15 protein-coding genes and 1 pseudogene are annotated in these 19,866 nt (G+C 69.9%); 15 read left to right on the forward strand and 1 reads right to left on the reverse strand.

The genetic code is table 11. The annotated features are described in order from the left end of the window. The first annotated feature begins 3 nt into the window (after positions 1-3). The 14 genes and pseudogenes from ABZ919_RS31590 to ABZ919_RS31655 all read left to right on the forward strand — a co-directional run bounded on the left by ABZ919_RS31590 (position 4) and on the right by ABZ919_RS31655 (position 18,573). Positions 4-366, forward strand: a complete 363-nt coding sequence (locus tag ABZ919_RS31590) for a DUF4233 domain-containing protein (RefSeq protein WP_361254307.1) — start codon at positions 4-6, stop codon at positions 364-366. 67 nt (positions 367-433) lie between these two features. Then, positions 434-847 carry a nucleoside-diphosphate kinase gene (gene ndk, locus ABZ919_RS31595; protein WP_361254310.1) on the forward strand — a complete coding sequence of 138 codons (414 nt, stop codon included), beginning with the start codon at positions 434-436 and terminating at the stop codon, positions 845-847. Positions 848-1,162: 315 nt separating this feature from the next. After that, the gene (locus tag ABZ919_RS31600) at positions 1,163-2,182 is read left to right on the forward strand and encodes a rod shape-determining protein (protein WP_014672705.1); all 1,020 of its coding nucleotides are present in this window, start codon (positions 1,163-1,165) and stop codon (positions 2,180-2,182) included. A gap of 174 nt (positions 2,183-2,356) precedes the next feature. Beyond that, positions 2,357-3,298, forward strand: coding sequence for a rod shape-determining protein MreC (gene mreC / locus ABZ919_RS31605; protein ID WP_361254313.1), 942 nt, complete (start codon positions 2,357-2,359; stop codon positions 3,296-3,298). Between the two features lie 14 nt (positions 3,299-3,312). After that, positions 3,313-3,990 carry a rod shape-determining protein MreD gene (gene mreD / locus ABZ919_RS31610; RefSeq protein ID WP_361254315.1) on the forward strand — a complete coding sequence of 226 codons (678 nt, stop codon included), beginning with the start codon at positions 3,313-3,315 and terminating at the stop codon, positions 3,988-3,990. Between the two features lie 167 nt (positions 3,991-4,157). Then, positions 4,158-6,407 carry a penicillin-binding protein 2 gene (gene mrdA / locus ABZ919_RS31615; protein WP_361254318.1) on the forward strand — a complete coding sequence of 750 codons (2,250 nt, stop codon included), beginning with the start codon at positions 4,158-4,160 and terminating at the stop codon, positions 6,405-6,407. Further along, complete coding sequence (gene rodA / locus ABZ919_RS31620; RefSeq protein ID WP_361254321.1) at positions 6,404-7,597, forward strand: rod shape-determining protein RodA; 1,194 nt, start codon at positions 6,404-6,406, stop codon at positions 7,595-7,597. The genes mrdA and rodA overlap by 4 nt, the downstream gene beginning before the upstream one ends. Positions 7,598-7,741: 144 nt before the next feature. Next, positions 7,742-9,241: a CYTH and CHAD domain-containing protein gene (locus ABZ919_RS31625; RefSeq protein WP_361254324.1), complete on the forward strand. Its 1,500-nt coding sequence runs from the start codon at positions 7,742-7,744 to the stop codon at positions 9,239-9,241. A 70-nt stretch (positions 9,242-9,311) separates the two neighbouring features. Beyond that, positions 9,312-11,282: a TIGR03960 family B12-binding radical SAM protein gene (locus ABZ919_RS31630; RefSeq protein WP_361254327.1), complete on the forward strand. Its 1,971-nt coding sequence runs from the start codon at positions 9,312-9,314 to the stop codon at positions 11,280-11,282. 1,022 nt (positions 11,283-12,304) lie between these two features. After that, complete coding sequence (locus tag ABZ919_RS31635; RefSeq protein ID WP_361254330.1) at positions 12,305-12,853, forward strand: hypothetical protein; 549 nt, start codon at positions 12,305-12,307, stop codon at positions 12,851-12,853. Beyond that, positions 12,850-13,929: a hypothetical protein gene (locus tag ABZ919_RS31640; RefSeq protein WP_361254333.1), complete on the forward strand. Its 1,080-nt coding sequence runs from the start codon at positions 12,850-12,852 to the stop codon at positions 13,927-13,929. Before ABZ919_RS31635 ends, ABZ919_RS31640 begins: the two co-directional genes overlap by 4 nt. Positions 13,930-14,108: 179 nt before the next feature. Further along, positions 14,109-14,345: pseudogene (locus ABZ919_RS31645) on the forward strand (peroxidase); the annotation flags it as partial. Between the two features lie 284 nt (positions 14,346-14,629). After that, positions 14,630-15,313 carry a hypothetical protein gene (locus tag ABZ919_RS31650; RefSeq protein WP_361254421.1) on the forward strand — a complete coding sequence of 228 codons (684 nt, stop codon included), beginning with the start codon at positions 14,630-14,632 and terminating at the stop codon, positions 15,311-15,313. A gap of 338 nt (positions 15,314-15,651) precedes the next feature. Beyond that, entirely contained in the window at positions 15,652-18,573 is a 2,922-nt protein-coding gene (locus ABZ919_RS31655) for a SpoIIE family protein phosphatase (RefSeq protein WP_361254336.1), read from the forward strand. Positions 18,574-18,646: 73 nt separating this feature from the next. Here ABZ919_RS31655 and ABZ919_RS31660 read toward each other — a convergent pair whose 3' ends face one another. Continuing rightward, on the reverse strand, positions 18,647-18,820 hold the full coding sequence (locus ABZ919_RS31660) for a hypothetical protein (protein ID WP_361254338.1): 174 nt from the start codon (positions 18,818-18,820) through the stop codon (positions 18,647-18,649). Between the two features lie 249 nt (positions 18,821-19,069). Between ABZ919_RS31660 and ABZ919_RS31665 the strand changes: the two genes are divergently transcribed. Further along, positions 19,070-19,822, forward strand: a complete 753-nt coding sequence (locus tag ABZ919_RS31665; RefSeq protein WP_361254340.1) for a glycosyltransferase family A protein — start codon at positions 19,070-19,072, stop codon at positions 19,820-19,822. Positions 19,823-19,866: the final 44 nt, after the last annotated feature.

The raw sequence follows: 19,866 nt of genomic DNA on the forward strand, positions 1-19,866 counted from the left end.
AAGATGCGTACGCTCTGTGCATCGACCCTGATCGGCGAGTTCTTCGTCATCGGGTTCGCCGGCCTGGTCGCCATGAAGGATCCGAGCCTGTCCGTCTCCACGGTGTGGCTGGTCAGCGGCATCGCCATGGTGCTGTGCGTGCTGCTGTGCGGCATGGTGACCCGGCCCGGCGGGGTGGCCCTGGGCTGGGCCCTGCAGATCGCGCTGGTCGCCTCCGGCGTCTTCGTCCCGACCATGTACTTCATGGGCGCGGTGTTCGCGGCGCTGTGGTGGGCGTCGGTGCACTTCGGCAGGAAGGTGGACGAGGCGAAGGCCCGGTTCGCCGCCCGGGCGGAGTCCGGTTCCTCCACGGCTGACGCTGCGTAACGGGCGCACCGACACGCCCTGTAACCTCGTCCCACCACCGCAGACGTCCCTCAGAAGGAGTTCTCCCGTGAGCCAGCGCACCCTCGTCCTGCTCAAGCCCGACGCCGTCCGTCGCGGCCTGACCGGCGAGATCATCAGCCGTATCGAGCGCAAGGCCGGCTGGCAGATCACCGCGCTGGAGCTGCGCACCCTGGACCGCGCCACGCTGGAGCAGCACTACGCCGAGCACGTCGGCAAGCCGTTCTACGAGCCGCTGGTGGAGTTCATGTCCTCCGGCCCGGTCGTCGCGCTGATCGCCGAGGGCGAGCGGGTCATCGAGGGCGTGCGCGCGCTCGCCGGCCCGACCGACCCGATCGCCGCCGCCCCGGGCTCGATCCGCGGCGACTTCGGTGTGATCGTCCGGGAGAACCTGATCCATGCCTCCGACTCCGAGGAGTCCGCCGAGCGCGAGGTGAAGATCTTCTTCCCGGGCCGGGTCTGAGCCGCGTCGGGTTAGAGTTTTCGGTAATTTTTCTGAGAGGGCGTCAGCGCTGTTCCATGGCGCCTGACCAGGGACGGCGGAACATTTCCGGCCGTCCCTTGGCATATGCCTCGCCGATCGGGGGAACGGGTGCCCCCGATGGACCGTCTCCACAAGCGGGGCGGGCCGCCATCTGGTGACAATGGCGGGGACCCTCGCGCAGTGTTCGTGCAGGCGCGTTTACGATGGAAGCCTTCACGTCACAGCACCCGCCTCGCCGACCTGATATGCCCTCAAAAGCTCAGGAAGGCCAGATGAATCCGGATGGGGAACTCAATGTCGTTCATCGGCCGTGACATGGCTGTCGACCTCGGGACCGCCAACACGCTGGTGTACGTCAGGGGTCGCGGGATCGTACTCAACGAGCCGTCCGTCGTCGCGATCAACACCAACACCGGTGGGATTCTCGCGGTCGGTGCCGAAGCGAAGAAGATGATCGGCCGGACGCCGGGCAACATCGTCGCCGTCCGCCCGCTGAAGGACGGCGTGATCGCCGACTTCGAGATCACCGAGCGAATGCTCCGCTACTTCATCCTGAAGATCCACAAGCGGCGGTATCTCGCCAGGCCGCGGGTCGTCGTCTGTGTGCCCTCGGGCATCACGGGCGTCGAGCGCCGCGCCGTGATCGAGGCGTCCTCCCAGGCGGGTGCCCGCCAGGTGCACATCATCGAGGAGCCCATGGCCGCCGCCATCGGCTCGGGACTGCCGGTCCACGAGGCCACGGGCAACATGGTGGTGGACATCGGCGGCGGTACCACGGAGGTCGCGGTCATCTCGCTCGGCGGCATCGTCACCGCCCAGTCCATCCGGGTCGCGGGCGACGAACTGGACAACGCGATCATCCAGTACATCAAGAAGGAATACAGTCTCCTGCTGGGTGAGCGCACGGCCGAGCAGATCAAGATCACGATCGGTTCGGCGTACGACCTCGACACCGACGAGCACACCGAAGTCCGCGGCCGGGACCTGGTGTCCGGTCTGCCGAAGACCGTGGTCATCTCGGCCGCCGAGGTCCGCAAGGCGATCGAGGAGCCGGTCAACGCGATCGTCGACGCGGTCAAGACGACCCTCGACAAGTGCCCGCCGGAGCTGTCCGGCGACATCATGGACCGAGGAATCGTTCTGACCGGCGGCGGAGCCCTGCTGCGCGGCCTCGACGAGCGGCTGCGCCGGGAGACCGGCATGCCGATCCACATCGCCGAGGACCCGCTGGACAGCGTCGCGCTCGGTTCCGGCAAGTGCGTCGAGGAGTTCGAGGCGCTGCAGCAGGTCCTGGACGCCCAGCCGCGCAGATGAGGTAACTCTTCGATTCCGCCGTACGAGACGTTCTCCTCTCGTGCGGCGGATCGTTGATTAGAGGCATAAGCTCCCCAAACGGCCCCTCGGGTTTGCGTTTCGCGTAACGCGTCGAACATCGCGCCCGCGCAGGGGCTCCCGAATTCCTATCGAGGAAGGGCACGGCCGCCGCACGTGAGGGACACGAAAGAGAGCCGGCTGCTCCTGGTCCTGTTGGTCGCCATCGCGTTCGCGCTGATCACGGTGGACATCCGCGGGGGCCGGAACTCCCCGGTGGACGGTGCCCGGCAGGCCGCGGCCGCGGTGTTCGGCCCGGTCGAGAACGGGGTGTCCTCGGCGGTCGACCCGGTCGGCAACGCCGTCTCCGCGATCCGGGACTCCGGCGGCCGGCACGACCGGCTCGCCCGGCTGGAGAAGGAGAACGCGGCCCTCAAGGCGAAGCTCGGCAGCGACGACCGCAACCGCAGCCGGCTGAACCAGCTCGACAAGATGCTCAAGATCGCCGGTGAGGGCCAGTACGGCATCAAGGGCGCCCAGGTCATCGCCATAGGGGCGGCGCAGGGCTTCTCCTGGACCATCACCATCGACGCCGGCGCGAACGACGGCATCAGGCGCGACATGACCGTCCTCAACGGCGACGGGCTGGTCGGCCGGGTCACCACGGTCGGTCCCGACACCTCCACCGTGCTGCTCGCCAACGACCCCGACTTCACCGTCGGCACCCGCATGGAGGGCAGCGACGAACTCGGCTTCGCCTCCGGGCAGGGCGACCGCCCGCTGCGCGTGGAACTGCTCAACGCCAAGGCCGAGGTGAAGAAGGGCGACCGGCTGGTCACCTTCGGCTCGCAGGCCGACAAGCCGTTCGTGCCGGGCGTGCCCGTCGGCGTGGTCTCCCGCGTCGAGCCCTCCAACGGCGGCCTCACCCGCACGATCTACGTCACCCCGTACGTCGGGTTCTCCAAGCTCGACATCGTCGGCGTGGTCGTCCAGGCCCCGAAGAAGGACCCGCGTGACGAGGTCCTGCCGGCCAAGCCCAAGCCGGTTCCCACGCCGACGGTGACCGTGACGGTGACTCCCTCGGCGAACGCGTCCGACATGACCGGCCAGCAGCAGTAGGAGCTGACTCTTCCATGCGCCTCAACCGGATCCTGCTCTCCAGCGCGCTGGTCGTCGTGGCCCTGGTGATCCAGGTGAGCGTCCTCGCCCGCCTGCACCTGCCGGGTGCCGTCCCGGACCTGCTGCTGCTCACCGTCCTCGGCCTCGCCATGGTGTACGGCCATGTCGGTGGCGCCCTCGTCGGCTTCGGCGCCGGCCTGCTCGCCGACCTCGCGCCGCCCGCGGACCACGCGGCCGGCCGCTACGCCCTCGTGCTGTGCGTCATCGGCTACTTCGCCGGGCTCGCCAGGCCGGAGAGCGGCCGCCTGAAGTCGGCGACCGGCCCGATGGCCGTCGTGGTCGCCGCCGCCATCGGCTCCACGCTGCTGTACGCGGGCGTCGGCGCCCTGGTCGGGGACACCGCCGCCCGCCATGTCGGCCTGCCCGGGCTGCTCTTCTCGGCGGCCCTGTACGACCTGCTGCTCGCCCCGTTCGTGGTGCCCGGGATCATGTGGCTGGCCCGCCGCGCGGACAACGACCCGCTGACCGAGTCCGGTCCCGCCGCCAAGGCCGGCGACATCTCCGCCGGCTGGCTCTCCTCCGGTACCGGGCTGCGCGTCGGCGGCCAGCGTGGCGGCCTCGGCGCCCTGAAGGCCAAGGCCCGCACCCGTACCACGCGGGTCGGCCGGATCAAGGGGGTCAAGCGGCTGTGAGGTCCGGTCAAGCACTCGTGGTTCCCGGAGAGTTCACTCGAACGGGGCAATGTGCGCGGAACGCGCGTTCACAGGCTGGTCGTTCATCATGCGTAGGCGCGCGGCAGGTTCGCACACACGCGCCGCGCACACAGACATCCGTGCACTGAGAGGGGGAGGCAGCCGCAGTGACCAACATCCCCGAGACCGGTCGGACCCCACGGGTCCAGATCCGGCTCGTCGTGATCCAGATCCTCGTCCTCTCCCTCCTCGGCACGCTCGGCGGCCGGTTGTGGTACCTCCAGATCCGCGAGGGCGCCCAGTACCAGAAGGAGGCCTCCGGCAACCACGTCCAGCAGGTCGTGGACCCAGCCGTGCGCGGCGACATCCTGGACGCCCGCGGCGTGCCCCTCGCCGACAACGAGACCCGGCTGGTCGTCTCCGCCTCCCGCACCGACCTGCTCAAGCAGAGGGACGACGGCAGGGCCGTCCTCACCAAGCTGGCCGGCGTCCTCGGCATGAAGCCCGAGGAGGTCATGCAGAAGGTCCGGCTGTGCGACGCCAAGACCCCCAAGCCGTGCTGGAACGGCTCGCCGTACCAGCCGATCCCGATCACCGACAAGGCCACGGCCAAGCAGGCCCTGCAGATCCGTGAGCGCTCCGAGGACTTCCCCGGCATCACCGCCGACCCCGAGGCCGTGCGCCGCTACCCGGGCCCGGGCAACTCCAACACCGCGCAGGTGCTCGGCTATCTCTCGCCCGTCACCGACGCCGAGATCCAGAAGGCCAAGGACACCGAGTCGCCCTATCTGCGCTCCGACATGGTCGGCCGCTCCGGCCTGGAGCGGGAGTACGACAAGGAGCTGCGCGGCAAGGCCGGCGTCACCCGCTACGAGGTGGACAACCTCGGCCGGGTCATCGGCAAGGCCAAGTCGGACGCCGCCGAGCCCGGCTCGAACCTGGTCACCAGCATCGACTCCCGCGTCCAGCGCGTCGCCGAGTACGAGCTGGACAAGGCGATGAAGGCGGCCCGCGAGCAGTACGACAACATCACCCACGAGAACTACAAGGCGGACTCCGGCGCCGTCGTGGTGATGGAGGCCAAGACGGGCCGGATCGTCGCGATGGCCTCCGCGCCGACGTACGACCCGAACGCATGGGTGGGCGGCATCTCCGCCAAGGACTACAAGGCCCTCACCGGCAAGGACTCCGACTACCCGCTGCTCAACAGGGCCATCCAGGGTCAGGCGGCTCCCGGTTCGACGTTCAAGGTGGTCTCCACGGCCGCCGCGGTCAACGCCGGCTACGCCTGGGACGGCGGCTACCCCTGCACCAGCTCCTACTCGGTCGGCGGGCAGGTCTTCAAGAACTTCGAGGGCGAGAACTTCGGCGACATCTCCCTGGGCCGCGCCCTGGAGGTCTCCTGCGACACGGTGTTCTACGGCCTCGCCGACAGGGAGTGGAAGAAGGACGGCGGCATCAACCCCAAGAAGGGCCAGCCGAAGGACTACTTCTTCAAGACCGCCCACCAGTTCGGCCTCGGCAAGGTGACCGGTATCGACCTGCCCAACGAGGTCACCGGCCGCGTCCCCGACCGCCAGTGGAAGCTGGACTACTGGAAGGCCAACAAGGACGCCTGGTGCAAGTCCGGCAAGAAGGACGGCTCCTACGTCGAGAGGATCTATTACGAGAACTGCCTCGAAGGCAACAAGATGCGCGAGGGTGACGAGATCAACTACTCCATCGGCCAGGGCGACACCCTCGTCACGCCGCTCCAGGAGGCGATGATCTACGGCGCCGTCGCCAACGGCGGCACCGAGTACGTCCCGACCATCGGCAAGGCGATCATCAGCGGCGACGGCAAGACCGTCACCCCGATCAAGCCGAGGGTCCGCGCCAAGCTCCCGGTCAGCCAGGCCACCCTCAAGGGCATGGACGACGCCTTCGCGGGCGTCATCACCCGCGGTACGGCCGCGTGGAAGTTCAACGGCTGGCCGCAGGACAAGATCCCGCTGCACGGCAAGACCGGTACGGCCGAGGTCTACGGCAAGCAGACCACCTCCTGGCTGGCCACCTACTCCAAGGACTACACGGTGATCATGACGATCGCCCAGGCGGGTACGGGTTCCGGCGCCTCCGGTGAGGCCGTGCGCAACATCTACAGCGCGCTCTACGGCGTCCAGGGCAACGGCTCCATCGACAACAAGAGGGCGCTGCTGCCCGAGCCGCAGAAGGGCCTGCCGAAGGTCCGCCACGACGGCACGATCGAGGCCCCCCAGATCACCGGCGACCCGGGGAAGGACGCCGAGGCCTCCCAGCAGAACAACCCCAGCAACGGCAGCGACCAGCAGCCCGCCACCACCGCCCCACCCGCCACGGGCAACCGCAACACCCGCAGGCGGCCTCGCAAGAGGGGAAGCCGGAGGATGCCCTCATGACCGGCAGCAGCTTCTCCGTCTCCGGATACGGCCCCGAGCGGGCCGGCTGGACCCGGATCTTCGCCCGCGACTCGCTGGCCCGCAGGCTCGACTGGCCGATACTCTTCGCCGCCGTCGCGCTGTCCCTGCTGGGCTCCCTGCTGGTGTTCTCCGCGACCCGCAACCGCACCGAGATCAACCAGGGCGACCCGTACTTCTTCCTGGAACGGCACCTGATGAACCTCGGCATCGGGTTCGCCCTGATGATCGGCACCCTCTGGCTGGGCCACCGCGCCCTGCGCAACGCCGTGCCGATCCTCTACGGGCTGTCGGTCCTGCTCGCCCTGGTGGTCCTCACCCCGCTCGGCGCCACCATCAACGGACAGCGCAACTGGCTCGTCATCGGCGGCTTCTCGCTCCAGCCCGCCGAGTTCCTCAAGGTGTCCATCATCCTGGGCATGGCGATGATGCTCGCGGCCCGGGTGGACGCGGGCGACAAGACCTACCCGGACCACCGGACCGTGGCGCAGTCCCTGGGCCTGGCGGCCGTACCCTGCATGATCCTGCTGCTCATGCCGGACCTCGGCTCGGTGCTCGCCATGGTGGCCATCATCCTGGGCGTGCTGCTCGCCTCCGGCGCCTCCAACCGCTGGATCTTCGGCCTGCTCACCGCCGGGGTGATCGGCTGTGTCGCCATCTGGCAGCTGCACATCCTGGACCAGTACCAGATCAACCGCTTCGCCGCCTTCGCCAACCCCAGCCTGGACCCGGCGGGCGTCGGCTACAACACCAACCAGGCCCGCATCGCCATCGGCTCCGGCGGGCTGACCGGGGCCGGCCTCTTCCACGGCTCGCAGACCACCGGCCAGTTCGTGCCCGAGCAGCAGACGGACTTCGTCTTCACCGTCGCGGGTGAGGAGCTGGGCTTCCTCGGCGCAGGCCTGATCATCTTCCTGCTCGGTGTGGTGCTGTGGCGCGCCTGCCGCATCGCCCGCGACTCCACCGAGCTGTACGGGACGATCGTGGCCGCCGGGGTCGTCGCCTGGTTCGCCTTCCAGTCCTTCGAGAACATCGGCATGACCCTCGGCATCATGCCGGTCACCGGTCTGCCCCTGCCCTTCGTCTCGTACGGCGGCTCATCGATGTTCGCGGTGTGGATCGCCGTCGGCCTCCTGCAGTCGATCAAGGTGCAGAGACCGATGTCGGCCTAGGCCGGGGCAGATCCGCCGGGGTCCGGGGCCGCGTTCACCCGCTGCCCCGGACTGGCCGTTCGCCGGGTGGGCGACGGGAATTTTCCGGCCATTCACCCCGGGCGGCCCCTGCCGTGTCACCCCGCGGGCCACTAGATTCGGTTCATGGCGGATGCGAAGCGCGAGATCGAGCGCAAGTACGAGTCCGACGACAGCGGCCTGCCCGACCTGACCGGCGTCGGCACAGTGGTGGCCGTCCTGGACAAGGGCCTGGTGGAACTGGACGCCACCTACTACGACACCGCCGACCAACGCCTGGCCGCCGCCGCCCTCACCCTGCGCCGCCGCACCGGAGGCTCGGACGCCGGCTGGCATCTGAAGGTCCCGGTCGCCCCGAACGTACGCGACGAGATCCGGGCCCCCCTCTCGGACACCGTCCCCGAGGAGATCGCGGCCCTGGTCCGCTCCCGCGTCCGCGACGCCGAGCTGATCCCCCTCATCCGCCTTCGCTCCGCCCGCGACGTCCGCCACCTCGTCGACGCCGACGGCACCCTGCTCGCCGAGGCAAGCGTCGACTCCGTCACCGCGGAACGGCTCACCGGAAAGGGCGGCGCCGCCCAGTGGACCGAGATCGAGGTGGAACTGGCCGACGGCACCGACCCCGCCTTCCTCGACCGGGTGGACAAGCGGCTGCGCAAGGCGGGCGTGCGGCCCTCGACGTCACCGTCCAAACTGGCCCGCGCCCTGGAGCAGACCGCAGGACACCGCCGCAGGAAGGACGAACCCTCGCCGCCGGTGACGGCCGGCGACCACGTCCTCGCCTACCTCCGTGCCCAGCGGGACGCACTGGTCGAGCTCGACCCCGCAGTCCGCCGGGACGTGCCCGACTCCGTGCACCGCATGCGGGTCGCCACCCGCCGCGCCCGCAGCACCCTGCGCACCTTCCGCTCCGTCCTCGACCGCACCGTCACCGACCCCGTCGGCGCCGAGCTGAAGTGGCTCGCCGGCGAGCTGGGCACGGACCGCGACCAGGAGGTGATGGCCGAACGCCTGACGGCCGCCCTCGACGCCCTCCCGCCCGACCTGGTCGCCGGCCCGGTCCCCGCACGCCTCGCGGCCTGGGCCGACGCCCGGCGAGGCGGCGCCCACGCCCATCTGACCGGTGTCCTCGACTCCCGCCGCTATCTGACCCTGCTGGACACCCTGGACACGCTCCTCGCCGACCCACCGCTGCGCAAGGCCGCCGGGAAGCGACCCGGGAAGGTGCTCGCCAAGGCCGTGGACAAGGACCTGGCGACCCTGTCCGCCCTGGTCGAGCACGCGCTCGGCGCCCCGCCCGGGCAGGAGCGGGACGTCGCCGTGCACGAGGCCCGCAAGAAGGCGAAGCGCACCCGGTACGCCGCAGAGGCGGCCACCCCGGCCCTGGGAAAACCGGCCCGCGCCCTGACCAGGGCCATGAAGGCGCTGACCACCCTCCTCGGCGAGCACCAGGACAGCGTCATGACCCGCCTCACCCTGCGCGAGCTGTCCGCCGTGGCCCACGCGGCGGGGGAGAGTACCTTCACGTACGGGGTGCTGTACGGGCGCGAGGAGGCCCGGGCGGCACGCGCGGAGGCGGAGCTGCCCGGACTGTGGAAGAAGGTCGGCTCCCGGGCGGCCGGCTGAGCGTACGGAGGAGACCGCCGGGCGGGTTACGCTTGATGGTCACCCCTGTCAGCTCACGAAGGTTCGCGAGATGCCTGCCGAAGCCGCCGAGTCGGTGTTCCCGCAGCTCGAAGCACTGCTCCCGCACGTGCAGAAGCCCATCCAGTACGTCGGCGGAGAGCTCAATTCCACGGTCAAGCCGTGGGACGAGTGTCATGTCCGCTGGGCGCTGATGTACCCGGACGCGTACGAGGTCGGCCTGCCCAACCAGGGCGTCCAGATCCTCTACGAGGTCCTCAACGAGCAGGAGGGCGTCCTCGCCGAGCGCACGTACAGCGTGTGGCCGGACCTGGAGGCGCTGATGCGCGAGCACGGCGTCCCGCAGTTCACGGTCGACAGCCACCGCCCGGTGAAGGCGTTCGACGTGTTCGGCCTCAGCTTCTCCACGGAGCTGGGCTACACCAACATGCTCACCGCCCTGGACCTCGCCGGCATCCCCCTGGAGTCCCGGAACCGCACGGACGACGACCCGATCGTCCTGGCCGGCGGCCACGCCGCGTTCAACCCGGAGCCGGTCGCCGACTTCATCGACGCGGCGATCATCGGCGACGGCGAGCAGGCCGTGCTCGACATGACCCGGATCATCCGCGCGTGGAAGGCCGAGGGCCGCCCCGGCGGCCGCGAGGAGGTCCTCTTCCGCCTGGCGAAGACCGGCGGGGTGTACGTACCGGCGTTCTACGACGTCGAGTACCTCCCGGACGGCCGCATCGCCCGAGTCGTCCCCAACAAGTCGGGCGTCCCGTGGCGCGTGTCCAAGCACACCGTGATGGACCTCGACGAGTGGCCGTACCCCAAGCAGCCCCTTGTCCCCCTGGCCGAGACGGTCCACGAGCGCATGTCGGTGGAGATCTTCCGCGGCTGCACGCGCGGCTGCCGCTTCTGCCAGGCCGGCATGATCACCCGCCCGGTGCGCGAGCGCTCGATCACCGGCATCGGCGAGATGGTGGACCGCGGTCTCAAGGCCACCGGCTTCGAGGAGGTGGGCCTGCTCTCCCTGTCCTCCGCGGACCACTCGGAGATCGGCGACATCGCCAAGGGCCTGGCGGACCGCTACGAGGACGACAAGATCGGCCTGTCGCTGCCCTCCACGCGCGTGGACGCCTTCAACATCGACCTGGCGAACGAACTGACCCGCAACGGCCGCCGCTCCGGCCTGACCTTCGCCCCCGAGGGCGGCTCGGAGCGCATCCGCAAGGTCATCAACAAGATGGTCTCGGAGGACGACCTGATCCGTACGGTCGCCACGGCCTACGGCAACGGCTGGCGCCAGGTGAAGCTGTACTTCATGTGCGGCCTGCCGACGGAAACGGACGACGACGTCCTCCAGATCGCCGACATGGCGACGCATGTGATCCAGAAGGGCCGCGAGGTCTCCGGCTCGAACGACATCCGTTGCACGGTCTCGATCGGCGGCTTCGTCCCCAAGCCCCACACCCCCTTCCAGTGGGCGCCCCAGCTCTCCGCCGAGGAGACGGACGCCCGCCTGGAGAAGCTCCGCGACAAGATCCGCGGCGACAAGAAGTACGGCCGCTCGATCGGCTTCCGCTACCACGACGGCAAGCCGGGCATCGTCGAGGGCCTCCTGTCCCGCGGCGACCGCCGCGTCGGCGCCGTGATCCGCGCGGTCTACGACGACGGCGGCCGCTTCGACGGCTGGCGCGAGCACTTCTCCTACGACCGCTGGATGGCCTGCGCCGACAAGGCCCTCGCCCCCTACGGCGTGGACGTCGACTGGTACACCACCCGCGAGCGCACCTACGAGGAGGTCCTCCCCTGGGACCACCTCGACTCCGGCCTGGACAAGGACTGGCTCTGGGAGGACTGGCAGGACGCCCTCGACGAGACGGAGGTCGAGGACTGCCGCTGGACGCCGTGCTTCGACTGCGGCGTCTGCCCGCAGATGGATACGGCCATCCAAATCGGCCCGACCGGCAAGAAGTTGCTGCCGCTGACGGTCAAGAACGCAGGTCAGACGCCCGCTTCGAGCGGTCACGCGCACTGAGGTGAGCGCGGCACTCGATCGGGTGGTCGAGGCGCGGGCGGGGACGAGTGAAGAAGTGGTGGCTGCGGTGTCGGCTGCGGCCGGTGCTCCGAGTCCTCTGCCGGCGCGCGTGACGGCTCGGCCCTCGAGCCCCCCTTCCTGAGGGGAAGGGGGGGCGCCCCGGACCGATCTCGGTCCGGGGCTTTTGGCATGTGTTCGCTGCGACGACGCCACGCGGCGAGGAACGTCTCACCGACGATGTCGTCCACGTTCATGGGGTGAGCACGCCGGCGGACGAAACGCAGCGCGTCCTCGTAATGAGCGCGGCAGACATCGGTGAACTCGTCCTCGCTGTCGATGGCCATGGCTTCCTCTCGCTGCTTCCGCCCCTACGTGTCCACCACCCGTGAAGGTGCAACGCGAGAGTTCGAAGAATTTTGTGCCGGCCCTCGGTGGCTCGGGCAACGCCGCCGCGACTTCGAGCTGAGTCGAAGCTCCACACCCCGGCAAGGTTACGACCGCCTCTTCCGGCGGCGTGCGGGGGTGATCCACCTTGGGCTGGGCCCCGCGGTCGTGATCGTCTTGCTGACGTCCTTGGAGCACGACAAAGCTGGCTGTGTGGGCGTTCCGGAACGCGCTCAGAAGAGAGGAGAGCCCGCAGCCCAGCCGATGAACGATCAAAGGGAGAGGGAGTCATGACGACACAGAGATCCGCGCAGTCGGCGACTCCGGGGGACGCGACTCCGACCGTGGCCAGGCAGCCCGACGGCCTCGGCAAGCGGGTCGGGGAGGTTGCGGAAATCACCGTTCTCTTCGATGCCAAGCCAGGTGGGGCGGAGAGATTCCACCGGAAGGCCGCCAAGATCCAGGACGACGCCTGGCACTACGAAAAGCTTGTCGGCACTGGGTGCCGGAAAGATGGTCGGACATGGTGCTGCGACCTCCGCTGACGGGGTCCGGGCCGACGACCGCACGCCGCTGCCGGCCCACCTGAGCCCAGGCGCCATGTCCGCGGCTACGGCGCCTGGGAAGGGCCGTATCCCGTGCGACTGGAACGCCTGGGCCGTCCCGAGGTCAAGAACATCCTCATGTCGGAGAACGGGGTCGACACCGCCAACAAGATCGTGGACCTGCGCGATCTCTACAACGAGGAAGACCCGTTCCGGCTGGGTCCGACCTACCTGGACGCCTATCGCTCACGACTGAACGCCAACCTGGGCTTCTTCGACGGTCTCGACGGCAAGCTGGACTGGCCGGCACAGCCGGACGGGACGCATCCGCTGACGGAACTGCTGCTGGCGGACTTCCTGGTCGTGGACGCTGCCAAGCCGTACGCCGAGGACAGCTATTTCGAGATCGAGTGGGCTCTGCTGGAGGGCCGGGAGTACACGACCTGCGGTGGCCGGTCGCTCAACGACGACGTCATCGACACGCTCTACACGCTGATCGTCAACGCGGGACGCGGCCCGCGCGTGAGCGACGGCGTCGACGGGACCGTCCTGGCGCTGCGCGAGTTCCCGTACCTGGCACCGGCCAACCCGTACCCGCCCGAGCAGGCGGCCACCATTCCGAAGGCCCCGGCGAACAGATGAGCGGCGTCACCGCAGCTGCTCGTGCCGGAGGTGACGTCGCGGGCGGGCCGCGCACGACGGCCGGTGTCATCGCCATGGGCAACCTGGACGCACGTATCGAAGGTCTGGCGGCGCAGGCGGTGCCCGGAAGGCTCACCGCCGACGCCTGGGGCGAGCTGGTGGAGCTGACCGCCCTGCGTGGGCACGTGGGGGGCCGCATCGACGAGGTCGAGCGCGCGGCAGCGCTGGCCGACATGTTCGTGGACCGGGCGCCGGGCGATCCTCGCACGCTCCTCGCGCGCGCCGTAGTGGCGGCCCACTTCCACCGGTTCGCGGCGGCGCTGGACGATCTGGAGGCGGCGGCCGTTCTGGGACTCGACCGGCGCACCGTCGACGTGGAGCGGGCAGCGGTCTGCCAGGCGGTCGGGCGGTACGACGAGGCGCTCGCGCTGTGCCGGCGGGCGTTGTCGAGAGGCCGGGACTTCGGGACCGTTGCTGCCATGGCCCGCTGCCACGCCGACAACGGCGATGCAGCGCACGAGGCAGATGAGGCAGCCGAGGCCGAGACGTGGTTCCTGGCGGCGCGTCGCGCGTACCACGGGGTCAGTCCCTTCCCGCTGGCGATCCTCGAATTCCAGTGCGGGCGGATGTGGCTGGTGCGGGAAGGTCCGGCGAGGGCGCGGACCTGGCTGGAGCCGGCGGTCGCCCGCCTGCCGTCCTATGTTCCGGCTCTGGGCCACCTCACCGAGGCCGACGCCGCCGAGGGGAGGAGGGCCGCGGCGGTGGAGCGGCTGCGGCGACTGGTCCTCGTCAGCGACGACCCCGAGTACGCGACCGGGCTTGCCCACCTCCTGGGCGGATACGGGGCGTCGGCGGAGGCCCGGTTCTGGCGAGCGCACGCCGCCGCGCGCTACGACGAGCTGATGGCGCGCCACCCCGCGGCGTACGTCGATCACGCGGCCGAGTTCTGGCTGACCGTCGGCGGCGATCCTCAGCGGGCGCTTCGGCTGTCGCTCCAGAACCTCGCGCATCGACCCACTCCACGTGCCCGGGCGCTCGTCGATCGCGCCAGATGCCGTGTCGGGCAGCGCCAATAGCGCCTGCGATTGGTACAAATCACCCAACGCCCGATCAAGGGGACGAGATGACGACGGGTGAAGGCCCACCACTGCAACTCGACGACATCCAAGGCATCGTGCTGCGTACCCGGCCGTCCCCGTACGTCGGCACCTACATCCTGCTGCGGGTGGACGACCCGCGCGCCGGACGTGACCTGATGGGACGCCTGGCCGGACTGGTCGACTCCGCCGCCAACTGGTGGCAGCCGCCCCTGCCGGCGCTTCTCAACGTCGCGGTGACGTACCGGGGGCTCGAAGTGCTCCAGGTGCCGCAGGCTTCTCTGAACAGCTTCCCGGAGGAGTTCCGGCAGGGTATGGCGGCACGGGCCGAGTTCCTGGGCGACACCGGCGAGAGCGCGCCCGCGCACTGGGAGCCGCCCTTCGGCACCGGCCAGGTGCACATCGTGTTGTCCCTCATCGCTGCCGACCAGGAGTCCCTGGCGGTCGTACTCGAACGGGCGCGGCAGGCGCGCACGCAGCTTCCCGGCGTTCAAGCGGTGTACCGGCAGGATCTCTACCAACTGGCCTCGGGGCGCACCAGCTTGGGCTACAAGGACGGCATCAGCAACCTCGCGGTGGAAGGCAGCGGCGCTGCGTACCCCCCGGGGGGGGCGGCCCCACCTTCAAGGCGGGCGAGTCCGTACTGGGCTATCCCGACGAGACCGGCAACCTGCCCCCGATGCCGCAGCCGGACGTGCTGGGCCGTAACGGCACCTTCGTGGTCTGGCGGAAACTGCACACGCGCGTCGCCGCCTTCCGGCGGTATCTCCATGACAACGCCAAGAGCCCGGCAGAGGAGTCGCTGCTCGCCGCGAAGATCGTGGGGCGCTGGCCGAGTGGTGCCCCCTTGATCCTCGCGCCCGAGTCGGATGATCCGGACCTGGGCGCGGACGAGCAGCGCAACAACAACTTCGACTATGCGTCCGATCCGGGTGGGACGGTCTGCCCGCACGGTGCCCACGCCAGGCGTGCCAATCCGCGTGACTCGGAGATCATCGGTGACGTCGACCTCCACCGGCTGATTCGGCGAAGCACCAGCTACGGGCCGTCGCTGCCGGCCGGCACCCTGGACGACGACGGTGCCGACCGTGGCATCGTGTTCATCGCCGTCAACGCGGACCTCGACCGTCAGTTCGAGTTCGTGAAGTCGCAATGGTTCAACGACGGGAACTTCACCGGCCTGGACGTGGAGAAGGATCTGCTGACGGGTGACAACGACGGCTCGGGCATCTTCACGATCCCGCAGCGGCCCGTTCGGCGTCGCCTGCACGGCGTCGAGCGCTTCGTCATCACGCGCGGCGGCGAATACTGCTTCCTGCCGAGCCTCAGTGCACTGCACTGGATGGCCGACCTCGGCTCCTGAGCCGTATTCAGACCGTACCGCCGCGCACGCAAACCATAACGAAGAGTGAGGTAACGCCACATACGGTTGGACAAGGGGAAGGGTTTCCTAAGGCGGGTGGAATCACCTAGGTTGTCACAAACGGGTGGATTTCGAGCGGCGTAGATCGCTGCGGGTCCATCCGATCGAATGCGGCCCGAGTGGGTGAGCGGAGGCGACAGTCGACAGTGGTGGATACCAGAAGCGGCGACGCACACAACACCGACCCGTCCATACCCCGCTCCCCCCGTCCGCTGCACCAGCCGCGAGGCCTGCGGACCGTACAGACCGTACGGCCCTCGGATCGACACCGTATGCGGATGCGGGTGCTCGACGCCGTGGAGGAGGACCGGCGCGATGTCGAAGTGCTGCTGACCGCGCTCCAGCAGGCGGTGGCCGAGGTGCACGGTCTGGGCGGCATGGTGCATCTCCCGGGCGGCGGCATGAGCGGCATCCTCTACCTGGTCGCCGACAGCGGCCTGCCGGAGTCGATGACCCGTCCCTGGCTGATCATCCCGGTACGGGGCACGGCGCCCCCCGGCAGGGCCGCCCGCGAGGACACCATCACCTGGCAGCCCGACCTGGCCCCTCCTGACCCGGTGCCCGGCCGGGACCCCGCCGCCCTGTGGCCTTCCCGGCTCCCCGCCGGCATCGGTCATCTGGCCGTCCCCGTGCCGGGCCGCGGCCGGCGACGCGGGGCGCTCTCCGTCCTCTTCGCCCCGGGCGACAAGCCCGGCCCGGCGGAATGCGCGTTTCTGAACGAGGTGGCCGCCTGGATGTCCGGGAGGCTCCGGTCGTCCGGGATCCTCAGTCCGTCCACCGCCCTGCTGCGCGCCCTGGAGAGCGGGTCACCACCGCGGCAGGCCCCCTCCGGGGACGCGGAAGGGGCGCCCTCGATCACGTACACCTGGGACCTGCGCTCCGGCGAGCTGACCTCCGACCGGCCCGTCGAGGAGGTGCTGTCCGGCATCGATCCGGAGGTGATGACCGGCGGCATCGAGGCGTGGGCGGCGCTGATCCACCCGGACGACCTGCCGGGGGCCGTGGCCGGCTTCGACACGGGCATCCAGCTGCGCGGCGGCTTCCAGAACGAGTACCGGATCCGGCGAGAGGACGGGACGTACCTCTGGATCGAGGCGCGTGCCCGGACGATCACGAACGAGGAGGGGGCGCCGGTGAAGGTGATCGGCACCCTCCGGGACAGCAGTGAAACGCACGCCGCCGCCGGGTTGCTGGGACGGGCGCTGCGACACATGAGCGACGGCTTCGTCTCCCTGGATCCGGACTGGCGCATCGCATTTCTCAATCAGGCCGCCGAGCGGCTCCTCGGCGCCGCGGGAGATGTGGGCGGAGTCCTGCTCTGGAACCTCCCCGCGGTGCGTGCCGTGCCGGGGCTGGAGCAGCTGTGCCGGGCCACGGCGGCCGAGGGACAGCCGGCCGGATTCGACGTACCGGGGCCGGACGGGACGTCCTGGTACCACCTGCGGCTGGTGCCGGTGCCGGAAGGCCTCACGCTCTACATCACCGACACCACCGAGCGGCATCTGCGGGAGGCCGAGCGAGCCGCCGCGGAGCGGGCGGCCGCGGAGCGGGCGGCCCTGGTGCAGCGGATCACGCGGGACCTTGCCGAGGCCGTCACGGCCCAGGATGTGATGGCGGCGGTGGCCGACGGCGTGATGGCACCCCTCGAGGCCACCGGACTCATCATGCTCGGTGCGGTCGGCGACCGGCTGACCGTGGTCGGCTCCCGCGGATACTCGGAGCGCTTCACCCGGCTGCTGGACGGGCAGTGGACGGCGGGGGACACCATGAACCCGGCGGGGGACGCCCTGCGCACCCGCACCTCCCTCTTCATCTCCTCCCCGGAGGAGTTCCTGAAGAGTTACCCGGGAACCGAGACCCTGGTCCGGGAAGGCGGCAAGCAGGCATGGGCCTTTCTGCCGCTGGCGGTGCCGGGACGCGAGATCGGCGTGGCGGTGATCTCCTTCGGCCGGCCGCGGGTGCTGGACGATGACGAACGGACACTGCTCACCGCGCTCAGCGGCCTGATCGCGCAGGCCCTGGAGCGGGCCGGGCTCTACGACGAGGCGACGACCCGGGCCCGCACCCTCCAGCGCAGCCTGCTGCCGCGGGCACTGCCCGAGCTGCCCGAGGTGACGACGGCGGCGCGTTACCAGCCGGCCAAACAGGGAGCCGACGTCGGCGGCGACTGGTACGACGTGATCCCGCTCTCCGGGGCCCGGGTGGCGCTCGTGATCGGCGACGTCATGGGCCACGGCATGGCCGAGGCCGCCACCATGGGCGGGCTCCGCACGGCCGTGCGCACTCTCTCGGAGCTGGAGCTGCCGCCCGACGAAATCCTCGGCCACCTCAACGACATCGTCGGCGAGCTGGGCAACGATGCCTTCGCAACCTGCCTGTACGGCATCTACGACCCGGTGAGCCGGCGTCTGTCGTACGCCAGCGCCGGTCAGCCGCCCCCGGCGGTGACCCATCCCGACGGCCCCGTCACCTTCCTGCCCATGTCCCCGGACCCGCCGCTGGGGGTGGCCGCTCCTCCCTTCGAGACCCTCGAGACCGTACTGCCCGCCGACAGCCTGCTCGCGCTTTACAGCGACGGCCTGGTCGAGTGCAAGGACCGGGATGTCACCACCGGCATGAGCCGCCTCGCCGAGCTCCTCTCCGAGTCCGTGAAGGCACTGCGGACCTCACCGGCAGACGCGTCCGACCTCGATGCGCTCTGCGCCGCCGTCACCTCCGGTCTTCTCCCCGCCCACGGTGCGCTGACGGACGACGCCGCCCTGCTGCTGGCCCGCACCCACCCGCTGGGTGCGCAGAACGTCGCCGAGTGGCCGTTGCCGGAGGACCCGCTCGCCGCGGGCCAGGCCCGCGACCTCGTCCGCGCCCAGCTCACCGCCTGGGACCTCGACGACGAGGACCTGCTCATGACCACCGAACTCGTGGTGAGCGAGCTGGTCGGGAACGTCGTCCGGCACGCCTGCGGCCCCATCCGGCTGCGCATGCTCCGCAGCCGCGCGCTGATCTGCGAGGTCTCCGACGCCAGCCTGACCACGCCGCACATCCGCCACACCTCCGCCACCGACGAGGGCGGCCGCGGCCTGCAGCTCATCTCCGCGCTCTGCCAGCGCTGGGGCACCCGCCACACCCCCACCGGCAAGGCCATCTGGACCGAACAGCCCCTCCCCACGGCCCCCTCCCCACGGCCTCGATCCGGGGCCTGAGCCCCCTTCCCTGACGGGTGGGCCCTGACGGGTGGGGGGCTCGTCGATCTGCGTACACCGATGTCAAGACCCGTCAGTGCTTGAAGGGACCCCTGGTCCGTTCCTTCGCGCCGCGCATCTTGCCCCGTGCTTCGAGGGCGGCGCCCTTTGCTGCGAGGGTTTCCTTGTGCACCGCGTGGGCCGCCTTCCGCACGGTCTTTCCGACGACCTGTTCGGCCATTGCCTTGGCCCGTTCTCCGGCACTCATCTCAGTACCTCCGCGGATTCTCACCAGTCGTCTGCCCATGCAGAGGGGGGCAAAACCGCCCCAGACCCTGCACCGGGCAGGGGAACGGACCAGATGATCACTGCTCCGGCCCGCTCGCCCACCTGGCTGTCCGGTGCCGTCGTCCCGGTCCGTAGGGTGGGGCACGCACAGAAGATCGTCTTGCGGACATCACGTGCTCGACCGGCACTGGTCTCCCGCACCGCGACCCGCGAACCAGGAGGAGACATCGTGAACGTCGTCTCTGTCGTCACCCCCGTACACCGCGGCGCTGTCCGTTTCCTTCCTGACGCCTACGCCTCCCTGCTCAACCAGGACCTTCCCGGCGGATGGTCATGGGAGTGGTGCGTACAGGAAGACGGAAACGACGTCGGCGCGCAGTCGTGTCTACCGGCCGACGATCCACGGATCCGGATCTCGGCGTCCCGTGCCGGCGGTCCCCACGTGGCACGCACCATGGCGTTCGCGCGCTCGACCGGTGCCTACCTGAAGACCCTGGACTCCGACGACCAGCTCACTCCCGGCACTCTCGCGCGTGACATCGCCGTGCTGGAGGAACATGCCTCGGTCGGCTGGACCACGTCGCGGGTCGTCGATCTCCTCGAGGACGGCAGCACGGTCTCCTTCGAACTCAGTGACCCGCAACCGGGTCGGCTCCCCAGGGGAAGCGCGTTCGGCTACTGGACCGAGCACCACCGTCCGCAGGTCCACCCCGCCACACTGTGCGTGAGGCGCTCCCTGCTGGCACTGCTCGGCGGCTGGATGGCCCTGCCTGCCTCGGGCGACACCGGGCTTCTCCTCGGTCTGGACGCCCTGGCGGACGGATGGTTCATCGGTGACACCGGACTTGCCTACCGCAAGCACGGCGGCCAGATCACCGCCCACCCCGACCATCGGGGCGGAGAGGAATGGGAGGCCCGGATGTCCCTGATCCGGGAACACGCGGAGGCCATCCGGGCGTGGGCCGGCACCGAACAGTCGTGAGACCGGAGCGGTCGCTCTTCGGCGTCGCGCTCCTTGCTCTCCTT

The organism is Streptomyces sp. NPDC046759 (genome assembly GCF_040645475.1).
In the GTDB taxonomy this organism is placed as follows: domain Bacteria; phylum Actinomycetota; class Actinomycetes; order Streptomycetales; family Streptomycetaceae; genus Streptomyces.

Bases quoted from the DNA above. Each gene is read 5' to 3' on its own strand.
- ABZ919_RS31590 (WP_361254307.1), top strand. From the start codon at position 4: ATGCGTACGCTCTGTGCATCGACCCTGATCGGCGAGTTCTTCGTCATC.
- ABZ919_RS31600 (WP_014672705.1), top strand. From the start codon at position 1,163: ATGTCGTTCATCGGCCGTGACATGGCTGTCGACCTCGGGACCGCCAAC.
- mreD (WP_361254315.1), top strand. From the start codon at position 3,313: ATGCGCCTCAACCGGATCCTGCTCTCCAGCGCGCTGGTCGTCGTGGCC.
- rodA (WP_361254321.1), top strand. From the start codon at position 6,404: ATGACCGGCAGCAGCTTCTCCGTCTCCGGATACGGCCCCGAGCGGGCC.
- ABZ919_RS31625 (WP_361254324.1), top strand. From the start codon at position 7,742: ATGGCGGATGCGAAGCGCGAGATCGAGCGCAAGTACGAGTCCGACGAC.
- ABZ919_RS31630 (WP_361254327.1), top strand. From the start codon at position 9,312: ATGCCTGCCGAAGCCGCCGAGTCGGTGTTCCCGCAGCTCGAAGCACTG.
- ABZ919_RS31640 (WP_361254333.1), top strand. From the start codon at position 12,850: ATGAGCGGCGTCACCGCAGCTGCTCGTGCCGGAGGTGACGTCGCGGGC.
- ABZ919_RS31650 (WP_361254421.1), top strand. From the start codon at position 14,630: ATGCCGCAGCCGGACGTGCTGGGCCGTAACGGCACCTTCGTGGTCTGG.
- ABZ919_RS31655 (WP_361254336.1), top strand. From the start codon at position 15,652: ATGCGGGTGCTCGACGCCGTGGAGGAGGACCGGCGCGATGTCGAAGTG.
- ABZ919_RS31660 (WP_361254338.1), bottom strand. From the start codon at position 18,820: ATGAGTGCCGGAGAACGGGCCAAGGCAATGGCCGAACAGGTCGTCGGA.